Here is a 385-nt window from a genome sequence, read left to right on the forward strand (position 1 = left end):
GGGTTATCCCAGTCTCCAAACACCATCAGGCGTTTGAAGTCCTCGCGCTGGCCATCGACCTGTTTGGCGTCGTATTCGCGGCAATGACGACGAAATACACTGGCGCTGACCTTGTCACCCGCCGTGCCTACCTGCTCTTCCACTTTCAGTTCAATCGGCAAGCCATGGCAATCCCATCCCGGTACATAAGGAGCATCAAAGCCACTCATGGTCCGAGACTTGACGATCATGTCTTTCAGAATCTTGTTAACGGCGTGACCAATATGAATCTTGCCATTGGCGTATGGCGGGCCATCATGCAGGATAAACTTGTTACGACCGGCACGTGCCGCACGAATCTGCTGGTACAGCCCCATTTTTTCCCAACGAGCCAGCATGTCAGGCT

The 385-nt window shown here is 53.5% G+C and carries 1 protein-coding gene; it reads right to left on the reverse strand.

Annotated features, from left to right (window positions below):
• On the reverse strand, window positions 1-385 hold a 385-nt coding region (locus Q4563_RS16845), incomplete at both ends, for a class I tRNA ligase family protein (protein ID WP_303605309.1).

The organism is Gilvimarinus sp. 1_MG-2023, assembly GCF_030548285.1.